At 68.0% G+C, this 9,787-nt stretch carries 9 protein-coding genes and 1 pseudogene; 7 read left to right on the top strand and 3 right to left on the bottom strand.

The window, feature by feature from the left end:
• Positions 1-49: 49 nt before the first annotated feature.
• Positions 50-277 carry a hypothetical protein gene (locus I7X39_RS17480; RefSeq protein WP_198112459.1) on the bottom strand — a complete coding sequence of 76 codons (228 nt, stop codon included), beginning with the start codon at positions 275-277 and terminating at the stop codon, positions 50-52.
• Between the two features lie 192 nt (positions 278-469).
• Here I7X39_RS17480 and I7X39_RS17475 point away from each other — a divergent pair, with 192 nt between their 5' ends.
• The 7 genes and pseudogenes from I7X39_RS17475 (at position 470) to I7X39_RS17445 (ending at position 8,182) form a co-directional block, all read left to right on the top strand.
• Positions 470-2,860, top strand: coding sequence for a TonB-dependent receptor (locus I7X39_RS17475; RefSeq protein WP_198112458.1), 2,391 nt, complete (start codon positions 470-472; stop codon positions 2,858-2,860).
• Positions 2,857-4,083, top strand: coding sequence for a hypothetical protein (locus I7X39_RS17470; RefSeq protein WP_198112457.1), 1,227 nt, complete (start codon positions 2,857-2,859; stop codon positions 4,081-4,083). Before I7X39_RS17475 ends, I7X39_RS17470 begins: the two co-directional genes overlap by 4 nt.
• Positions 4,080-4,592 (top strand): hypothetical protein, encoded by a 513-nt coding sequence (locus I7X39_RS17465; RefSeq protein ID WP_198112456.1) that lies wholly within the window; start codon positions 4,080-4,082, stop codon positions 4,590-4,592. Before I7X39_RS17470 ends, I7X39_RS17465 begins: the two co-directional genes overlap by 4 nt.
• A 32-nt stretch (positions 4,593-4,624) precedes the next feature.
• Complete coding sequence (locus I7X39_RS17460) at positions 4,625-5,251, top strand: TetR/AcrR family transcriptional regulator (RefSeq protein WP_198112455.1); 627 nt, start codon at positions 4,625-4,627, stop codon at positions 5,249-5,251.
• A 5-nt stretch (positions 5,252-5,256) separates the two neighbouring features.
• The gene (locus I7X39_RS17455; RefSeq protein WP_198112454.1) at positions 5,257-6,273 is read left to right on the top strand and encodes an HlyD family secretion protein; all 1,017 of its coding nucleotides are present in this window, start codon (positions 5,257-5,259) and stop codon (positions 6,271-6,273) included.
• Positions 6,270-6,962 (top strand): annotated as a pseudogene (locus I7X39_RS17450) (ABC transporter ATP-binding protein); the annotation flags it as partial. The gene I7X39_RS17455 and the pseudogene I7X39_RS17450, both read left to right, overlap by 4 nt.
• An 83-nt stretch (positions 6,963-7,045) precedes the next feature.
• Positions 7,046-8,182 (top strand): ABC transporter permease, encoded by a 1,137-nt coding sequence (locus tag I7X39_RS17445; protein ID WP_198112452.1) that lies wholly within the window; start codon positions 7,046-7,048, stop codon positions 8,180-8,182.
• Between the two features lie 156 nt (positions 8,183-8,338).
• On the opposite strand, the gene I7X39_RS23720 is transcribed toward I7X39_RS17445, so the two are convergent.
• Together I7X39_RS23720 and I7X39_RS17435 are read right to left on the bottom strand one after the other, a co-directional pair.
• Positions 8,339-9,217 carry a helix-turn-helix domain-containing protein gene (locus I7X39_RS23720; protein WP_198112451.1) on the bottom strand — a complete coding sequence of 293 codons (879 nt, stop codon included), beginning with the start codon at positions 9,215-9,217 and terminating at the stop codon, positions 8,339-8,341.
• Positions 9,218-9,243: 26 nt separating this feature from the next.
• Positions 9,244-9,771, bottom strand: a complete 528-nt coding sequence (locus I7X39_RS17435) for a superoxide dismutase family protein (RefSeq protein ID WP_198112450.1) — start codon at positions 9,769-9,771, stop codon at positions 9,244-9,246.
• Positions 9,772-9,787 lie beyond the last annotated feature (16 nt).

Here is a 9,787-nt window from a genome sequence, read left to right as displayed (position 1 = left end):
GGTGCAACAGGTGTGTAAGGGTGCGGTGAAGGGGTGGCCGTGAAGGGGATCAGGCGCGCTGCGTGAGCGCCATGTCGTGCTGGGCGGCCAAGCGCACCACGTAGCCCAGCTTGAAGAAGCCTGCGGCCACGGTGATGGCCAGGTGGGCGGTGACCTGCAAGCCCATGCTGAAGTGCTCGGCAAAGGGGTAGGCCGCCAACACGCTCAGCAGCAGGGCCAGGGCCGACACGGCGAGGGTGCGGTTGGCTGTCTGAAGGATCTGCGCACGGGTGCTCATGGGGTGCTCCGGAATCACTGACTCGTTAAACATGTGCAAAGAATACATGTATAGTTTGTGGCGTGCAAGACGGGGTCGGAGCGCCAAGGCGCGTCCAGCGCGGCTCAATTGCTCCGCACCCACAGAGCGCGACGAGGTCGCTGGCCTGCTGCTTTGGCGCCGCCCACTCACACCTTAAATAAGGCATGAAAAATGAATCAAAAATGGAATGATCCGCGCCGTGATGGCCTGGGTCGGGCGCCGCGCAAGGGCGGCTTTGTCTGCGCCGCTCTGCCGGCCGTGCTGATGGCGCTGGGCCTGTGCCCGTCAGGAGTCAGTGCGGCGGGCCAGGACGGCGCGGAGCCCCCGCCGGCGCAACTGGATACCGTGCGCCTCCAGGTGGCGGCGGCCAGCAGCCTGCTGGCACCGGTGCTGGCCACGCGCGAGTCGCTCAGCGCCGAGGAACTCGCTCGGCAGGTCAATGCCGTCGATGCGGAGGACGCGCTGCGCTACTTCCCCAGCCTGTCGGTGCGCAAGCGCTACATGGGCGACTACAACCACGCCGTGCTCTCCAGCCGCGCCTCCGGCACGGCCAACAGCGCCCGCTCGGCCGTGTATGCAGACGGGGTGCTGCTGTCGAACTTCCTGGGCAACGGCGTGAGCGGGCTGGGCTACCCGCCGCGCTGGGGCATGGTGTCGGTGGACGAGATCGAGCGGGTCGAAGTGATGTACGGCCCGTTTTCCGCTGCCCACTCCGGCAACTCGGTGGGCGCGGTGGTCGACTTTCAAACCCGCATGCCCAAAGCTTTCGAAGGGCAGGCCGGCGTCTTCCTGGCGCTGCAACCCTTTGAGTTCGGCCCTCAACGCGAGCACTTCCAGACTTGGCAGGTCCACGCCGCCGTGGGCGATCGCGCGGCCGGCTGGAGCTGGCGCCTGCATGTGGCCCGCACGGACAGCGAGTCCCAGCCGCTCAGCTTTGCCACTCGCTTGCTGAGTTCGGGCACGCCCGACCCCACGGCACCGCCGTTGGACGGCGCGGTGCCCGCCACCAACCCCTTCGGCCAGCCCTGGTGGCTGGTGGCCGCGGGCACGCAGGTGAACAGCCAGCAGGAACAGCTCAAGCTGCGGCTGGCCTATGACGGCCACACCGACTGGCACGCCAGCTATGTGCTGGGCCTGTGGCGCAACCAGTCGCAGGGCCAGTCCTTCAGCTACCTGCGCAATGAGCAGGGGCAGGCGGTGGTGTCTGGACCAGTGGGCGTGGGCGGCCGCCGCTATGCGCCGCTGACTGGCGCGGACCTACCCGCCAGCCAGGAAGAACTGCTGCACGCCCTGCACGGATGGACGTTGAAGCGCCGCCACCTGGGGGCCTGGGAGCTGGAGGCCAGCGCCATCCTGTACCGCTATGTGGACGACGACAAGCGCCAGAACGCCGCCAACAACCCCCAGCCCGGCCCGGCCCAGGGCGGGCCTGGCACCCTGGCCCAGGCCGATGGCAGCGGCTGGAACACGCTGGGTCTGAAAGCCCTGTGGCGGCCGGCCGGGGGTTCCCATGCGGTGGAGCTGGGGCTGCAGCAGGAGCGCTACCACCTGCAGTTTCTGACGCACCGGATCGAGGGCAACTTCCTGCACGATGCCCCCGACAGCCTGAGCGCGGGCGTGCAGGGCCGCACGCGCCTGCAGGCCGCCTATGTGCAGGACACCTGGCAGCTCCACCCCGACTGGAAGGGCGTAGCCGGCCTGCGGCTGGAGCGCTGGCAGGCCCGCGACGGACGGACCGACTTCTCGGCCGCCAGCCACCTCACGCACCCGGCCCGGCAGCAGACCGAGCTCTCGCCCAAGCTCTCACTGGCCTGGCAGTCTGGCCCTGAAACGGTTCTGAAAGTGGCCCTGGGCCGCGCCCTGCGCTTCCCGACGGTGGGTGAGCTCTACGGCGCCACCTCCAGCAGCAACTCGCGCTACATCAACGATCCCCATCTGCGGCCCGAGCGGGTGTGGGCGTCGGAGCTGGGCGTGAACACGGCATGGGGCCCCGTGGAGGGCCGCCTCACGGGCTTCCTGGAGCGCACCCGCGATGGCATGTACACCCAGTCGATCCAAGACGCGCAGGCCCAGCGCACGGTGAGCCGGGTGCAGAACGTGGACCGCATCGCCACCCGGGGTGTGGAGGCCGTGCTGCGCAGTGCGGACTGGCCGCTGCCCGGCCTGGATGCCTCCGTCAGCGCGACCTTCACCGACTCCGTGATTCGGGCCAATGCCGGCTTTGTCTCGCAGCCCGGCGACACCCTGGGCAAGCGCCAGCCCAACATCCCGCGCTGGCGCGCCACGGCGCAGCTGGCCTACCGCTTCGGACCGGATTGGGGCGCCAGCATGGGGGTGCGCCACACCGGGCACCAGTACCGCAGCCTGGACAACCAGGATGTCAACGGCAGCAGCTACCAGGGGGTCAGCCCACTGACGGCGATGGACCTGCGCTTGTGGTGGCAGCCGCTGCCGGCCTGGCATCTGGCCGTGGGCGTGGACAACGCGACGAACCGCCAGTCGTGGAACTTCCACCCCTACCCGCAGCGCACCTACACCGGCGAACTGAAGGTGTCGCTATGACGGGCCGCCCACACACATCGGGTGTGCCTGCCGCGCACCCCTCGCGCCGCACCGCCTTGCGCGGCGCCAGCTGCGCGCTGCTGGCTCCCTGGGTGGGCTGGGCGCGGGCCGGCCACGGTGCTGCGGCCGCGCCGCATCGGCCGCTGGCCGTGGATGCTGCGGTCGATGTCCATGGGGGACTCTGGATCCTCTCGGGCTGCGCCGACGACGGCCTGCAGTTGGGTCGCTACCGCTCGGGCGGGGTGTGGGCCTGCCAGCACCTCCTGCCCACCGGCGGCGAACGGGTGAACTTCTCGGCCGAGTCGGCACCCCGCCTCGCGTGGGGGCCGCAGGGCAGGTTGGCGGTGGCCTTCAGCACCATGGGGCCACGGCGCCACCGCGGGCAACTGCGCGTGCTGACCGGGGACTTCGTCCATGACGGTGACAGTCTGGCGGCCGGATCTGCGCCGAGGATCAGCTTCGCTGAACTGCCTGCAGCCGGTGCCGAGGCCGTTGCCCGCGAACACGCGGCACTGAATTTTGATGGCGCCGGGCGCTTGCACCTGGCCTGGCTGGAGCGTCAGTCGACCGATCCGGCAACGCGTGACCGGGTGGCCCTGCATCGTGCGGCAACTGAATCGCCCAACGGGCGGTTTGGGCCCGCCCAGCGGCTGGGCGAGGCGGCCTGCGAGTGCTGCCGTACGGCCATAGCCCTCGGCGAGAACGGGCAGGTCGCCGTGCTGTGGCGGCATGTGTTTGAAGGGCGCTATCGCGACCACGCCTTCCACGCAGGGGGAGAGGGCGCGGCCATCCAGCGCGTGGGAACCGACCGTTGGGCGCTGGAGGCCTGTCCGCACCACGGCCCTTCGCTCGCACCGGCGGCTGGCGGCGGTTACCACGCCGTTTGGTACACGCACAGGGCGGGCGAGGGGCAGGTGTTCTACGCCCGCCTCGGAAGCGATGGCTCCATGAACGGGCCGGAGCGGGCGCTGCCGGACGAGCAAGCCGAACACGCCGCGGTGGCCAGTGCCGGGCTGAAGGTGGCGGTGATCTGGCGCGCATTTGAGGGCGCACAGCAGCTGCTGCGCGCCTGGTTCTCGGTGGATGGGGGCAGGCGCTTCAGGGTGATGACGCTCGCGCGGCGGGACGGCGAGTCGGACCACCCGCGGCTGGCCGCCGGTGCGGGCCGCCTGTTCGCGGTCTGGAACACCGAAGCGGGTCTGGTGGTGAAGGAGTTGTCGTGAGTTGGCGAGTCCCGCTGATGCGGTTTGCGCGCCGGGCCTTGGGCGGCATGGCTCTGGTGGTCCAGGCGACAGGGGTGGTTGCGACCCCCGCCCCGCTGGACGCGGCCGCTTGGCTGCAGTGGGTCCGTTCGGTGCGTGAACCGACCGCGGTGGTGTTCACCGCCAGCTATTGCGGTAGCTGTCCCTTGGCCATGGAGGCGCTGCTGCGCCATAGGCGCTCGCAAGGGGTTCCGTTTGACGTGCTGGCCATTGAGCTGGATGGCGGGGATGGCCGTGTCCCTGTCGCGCGAGGCCATGGGGAGCTGGATGGCGTGCAACACCGACGGGCTGCCGAACCCGTGCGGGCGCTTCAGCAAGCGGTGCATCCGCGCTGGCGCGGCGAAACACCGTACCTGGTCTTGCTTCGCAGCCCGAATGAGGTGCGTCGTGTGCTGGGAGTACCGAGTGCCGAGGACTTGCGCTGGCTGACCGACCCCGCGCCGGTGGGCGCAGCAACAGCCCCGCGTTGACCGTTATTAGTCAGTTGACTAATAATTGCCGCATGCCACGTCCTTCGAACCAACAAGACCAGCTGCTGCTGGCCACCGGCCGGCGCCTGTATCCCCAGTGGGGCTGCGCGGGACTGACGGTGCGGATGCTGGCCCAGGAGGCGGGCGTCAACCCGGGCATGGTTCATTACCACTTCGGCAGCAAGGAGGGCCTGCTGGCCGCACTGCTGCAGCAGACCTACGACGAGATGTATGCCGGCCTGATCGAAAGGGCCGGTGCGGTAGGCCCGGAACAAGACCGGCTGGCCCAGGCCGTGACCTTGCTGGCGCGCTTTGTGCGGGACCACCGCGCCTTCGTGGGCAGGGTGTGGGCCGATGTGCTGGCGGGCGAACAGGTGGCCCTGGAGTTTCTCCAGCGCAATGGTCCGAGACACCTTGCCTTGCTGATGCCCCTGCTGAGTGCCACCCAGTCGGAACCTGGCACGGAAGACGCTCCGGGCCTGGGCAAGCTGGTGTTTGTGTTGGGCTCGGTGGTGGCGCCCATCCTCGTGGCGGGGGGCGCTCGCGCCCTCGGGGTATTGCCCGCCGCCCTGCATGCCCCTTTGGATCGAGAGGTCCTCTCGGATGAGGCGATTCAGCAGCGGGTGGACTGGGCCTTGGCGGCCCTGCGCAAGGAGTAAGAGCGATGCGTGGATCGAATCAACGGGTGGGGCAGGGGGGTGCCAAGTCGTGGCGGCGAGGCCGCTCGGGCTTGGGGCTGAGCCTGGCACTGGGGCTGAGCCTGGTGGCTTGTACCCAGCCCGTGCTGCCGGGGTGGTCGGGCTATGTGGAAGGCGAGGCGCTGTACCTGGCCGCGCCGGTGGCCGGCCGACTGGTGGAACTCCAGGTGCAGAAGGGGCAGACGGTGCAGGCCGGGGCCGCCTCCTTTCGTTTGGACAACGGTGCTGAGCGCGCGCTGGGCAATGAGCTGCAGGCCCGAGAGCGCGGCGCGCAAGCTCAGGCACTCGACGCACGGGCGGGCCAACGGCTGACTGAGCTGCAAGTGCTGGAGGCGCAGCTGAAGCAAGCCCAGATTCGGCTGCAGCAGACGCAGGATGAGTGGCGCCGCCAACAGCAGCTTGCACGTGAGGGCTATGGCTTGCAGGCCCGATTGGACGATGCGGCCCTGGGTGCGCGAGAGGCCCAGGCCCGACTGGACGAGTTGCAGGCGCGCTTGCGCGTGGCCCAACTGCCGGCGCGCGAGCACCTGCAGGAGGCTGTGCAGTCGAGTGCGGCCGCAGCGGGCTTCAGTCGCATGCAGGCGCAATGGCGGCTGGATCAGTTGCAGCAGACGGCACCGCAGACCGGGGTTGTCACGACGGTCCTCTACCGGGTGGGTGAATGGGTGGATGCCGGCCGGCCGGTGCTGGCGATCTTGCCGCCCCAAGCGCGCAAGGCGCGCTTCTTTGTGCCCCAGAGCGAACTTGCCCGGTTGCCGCTGGGAACGAAGGTGCAACTGAGCTGCGATGGCTGCGGCGAACCGATCCCGGCGCGGGTCAGCTTTGTGGCGTCACAGCCGGAGTACACGCCGCCGGTCATCTACTCCAATGCCCAGCGCAGCAAGCTGATGTTCTTGCTCGAGGCTGAGCCCGAGCGCCTGGCCGACGCGCCCCGTCTGCACCCCGGGCAACCGATCGACGTGCGTCCCGTGGGGCGCTCATGAGTCCGGCCGCAACCGCCGCCTCGAGCGCTCCGGCGATCAGTGTGCGCGGCCTGACCAAGACCTTTGGCGGGCGGCGCGTGGTCAACCAGATTGATCTGCAGGTGGGGGCTGGCCGCATCGTGGGCTTCCTGGGCCCCAACGGCAGCGGCAAGACCACCACCATGCGCATGCTCTGTGGCTTGCTCACGCCGGACGCGGGCGAGGGCCAGTGCCTCGGCCTCGATTTCCGGCGCGATGCGGTCCAGTTGCGCCGCCAGGTGGGCTACATGACCCAGAAGTTTGGGCTCTATGAGGACCTCACGATCCGGGAGAACCTTGAATTCGTGGCGCGCCTGTACGAACTGCCGGACCGGCGCACCCGGGTCGACGAGGCCTTGCATCGGCTCGGTCTGGCCACACGCGGCGGCCAACTCGCCGGCGCGCTTTCGGGCGGTTGGAAGCAGCGCCTGGCCTTGGCGGCCAGCCTGTTGCACCGGCCCCGGCTGTTGCTGCTGGATGAGCCCACCGCCGGCGTGGACCCCAAAGCAAGGCGAGAGTTCTGGGACCAATTGCACCAGCTGGCGCGCGAGGGCATGACCGTACTGGTTGCGACCCATTACATGGATGAGGCGGCGCGCTGCGACGAGCTTGTATTCATCGCTTACGGTGAAGTGCTGGCCCAAGGTGACCAGCAGGCGGTGCTGTCGGCGGCGGGTTGCGGGGCGGACGAAGACCTGGAGCAGGCCTTCGTCCGGCTGATCGCCCGAGCGACGGACAACTTCGCGGGGGCCGCATGAACGCGTGGTCTTGGACCCGCATGGCGGCGGTCTTCATCAAAGAGTGCCAGCAGATGCTGCGCGACCGCCTGACCTTCGCGATGGCCGTCGGCATCCCGGTGCTGCAGCTGCTGCTGTTCGGCTATGCGATCAACACCGACCCCAAGGGGCTGCCCACGGCCATCGTGTCGCAGGATCCGGGGCCGTTCGAGCGCAGCATCGTCGCCGCCATGCAGTCGAGTGGCTACTTCCGGGTTGTCGCGCCGGCCCCGAGCGAAGCCGAGGCCGAAGCCCTGCTGCTTAAGGGCGAGGTCCAGTTCGTTCTGCAGGTGCCGGGAAACTTCACGCAGCGGCTGCTGCGCGGGGAGGGCGCTCATTTGCTCCTGGTGGCCGACGCGACCGATCCGTCCGCCTCGGGCAATGCCGTCAGCGCCCTGCAGCAACTCATGGGCACTGTGCTGAAACACGATCTGACCGGCGCAGCCGGAGCCCGGCTGGCCCCGGCGCAGCTGCCCATCGAGCTGCGCGTACACCGCCGCTACAACCCCGAGGGCCTGTCGCGCTTCAATATCGTGCCGGGTCTGATCGGCACGATCCTGACGATGACGATGGTGATGCTGACCTCGCTGGCCATGACCCGAGAGCGCGAGCGCGGCACGATGGAAAACCTGCTGGCCACGCCGGTTCGCCCGCTGGAGGTGATGGTCGGCAAGATCCTGCCCTACGTCTCGCTGGGCTATGTGCAGCTCGGCGTCATCATGGGGGCCGCCTGGGCGCTTTTTGACGTTCCCATGGTCGGCAGCCCGACCTTGCTGCTCACGCTGCTCGGGCTCTTCATGGTGGCCAATCTGGCGGTTGGATTCACGTTCTCGACGCTGGCGCAGAACCAGTTGCAGGCCATGCAGATGACCTTTTTCTTCTTTCTGCCTTCGATGCTGCTGTCGGGCTTCATGTTCCCTTTCCGCGGCATGCCGCACTGGGCCCAGGTGCTGGGCGAGGTGCTGCCGCTGACCCACTTTTTGCGCATCGTCAGAGGCATCATGCTCAAGGGCAGCACGGCGGCAGAACTGTGGCCTGATGTGTGGCCGCTCGCGGCCTTCCTGCTCGCGGTCTCGCTGGTGGCGGTAGCTCGTTATCGCCGGACTCTGGATTGACTCTCAGACTGCACCGGGCTGGGTGCTTGCGAATCCGCCAACCCGCGAAGCTGGCTCCCATGCGCTGACTCCGCCCCCCCGGTTGCCGAGGCCGAGGGAAAGGGGAGTTCGACCGCAGGGAGTCGCAATGAACAAAAAGGCATGGTTGATGCCGCTTCAAGCGGGCCTTGTCGCCACGGCAGCAGATCGCCAGTAGCGAGCCAGTGGCCAATGTCCAGGGTCGGTGCCAAGAGCGACCTCGCGAATCGCACTCGGGGCCATGCCCGAAATCTGCCGGAGCTCGCGGCTCACATGAGCGGGATCAGAGAACCCCGCACGCTTGCCAAGCTCACACAGGCGCGGGTTTTGTGCAGCTGAGTTCGCGAGGCTATCGACCAACAGCTCTGCCCGGTTCAGGCGTCGCCAACGCGCCGGGCGCAGCCCGGTCAGGTCTCTGAACACCGCAGAGAAGAGGTCCACAGTCAGCCCCAGTGCTTTCGCAGTGGCTGCCACGGAGCCCTGCCGGGCAAAGGTTTTGACCAGCGCATGGTGCTGACCCAAGGTCGTTTGCATTCGATGACAGTCCCTTAGCAAGGGGCCGACCAGCATGGGTAATGCAGTTTCTGGCGTGAAGGGCTCTTTGAGTTCCTCGATACGTGCCATGAGTTCCGTGGCGAGCGCCCCCAAGTCCCCTCTGGGCAGATGGCTGTCCACGACGCGCGAGCCATCGACATTGAATATCGCCCGGGCAACCCATGGCTGCAGCACGATGCTGATGGATTCGCAGGCTGATTCGCTTCGCAAGCGAAAAGGGCGGGTGGCCGGCCCCGCGAGATAGCAGGCCGGCAGAGGGCGCCACCCGTCGGGTCCCAGTCGATATTCGCGGCCTGTCAGAGAAAAGTGCAGGCAGCAATAGACATTCGCGGGAACGGTCGACTCCAGGGGCTCCGAGCTGGAGGGGCCGGCGCGCCGCCAAATGATCCAGGGAACGAAATCTGCATCTGCGCCCTGCGGCTTGAAGACGCACAGGAGTTCCGACTCAACGATCTTGCGCACGCAGAGCCCCGCGACCATTCGCCGTTCTACTTGGCCGCCGCAATGACGCCGCAGCCAATGCGGGCGCCGGAGTTTCCTGTGGGTTGGGTTTTGTAGTCATCCGGTTGGGCGTGCACGATGAGTCCGCGCCCAGTGATGTCGTTCTTCGCGCCGACCGAAACGCCCTTCAGGAAGAACTTCGCTTCCGCCACACCGCTGGCATCGGCCTTCAGGGCCGGCATGTCTCCGGCGTGGTGTTCGGCCGCTTGCGGTCCGTGGGCGTGGCCTTCGGGGTTGAAATGGCCTCCGGCGCTGCTGCCGTCGGGCTTGCTGCAGTCGCCCTTTTCGTGGATGTGGAAGCCATGCTCGGCTCCCGGCGTGAGCCCGGAAATCCGGGCATGCACGAAGACCCCGCCGCTGCCTTCGAAGAAGCGCACGTCGCCGGCCACGGAGCTGCCGGACGCCGGTTTGATGCCGGCGCTCGCGTTGATCTTGGGGTTGCCGCCGGGCCAGGCGCAGGCCGTCAAAGCGACGCACGTGATCAGACCCGAAGGCCACATCTTGAGAGTTCTCATTCATGTTCTCCAGTTG

Source organism: Inhella proteolytica (genome assembly GCF_016093275.1).
GTDB lineage: Bacteria > Pseudomonadota > Gammaproteobacteria > Burkholderiales > Burkholderiaceae_C > Inhella > Inhella proteolytica.
Note: the sequence above shows the minus strand (reverse complement) of the source record. Positions and strands in the feature narration are given on the sequence as shown.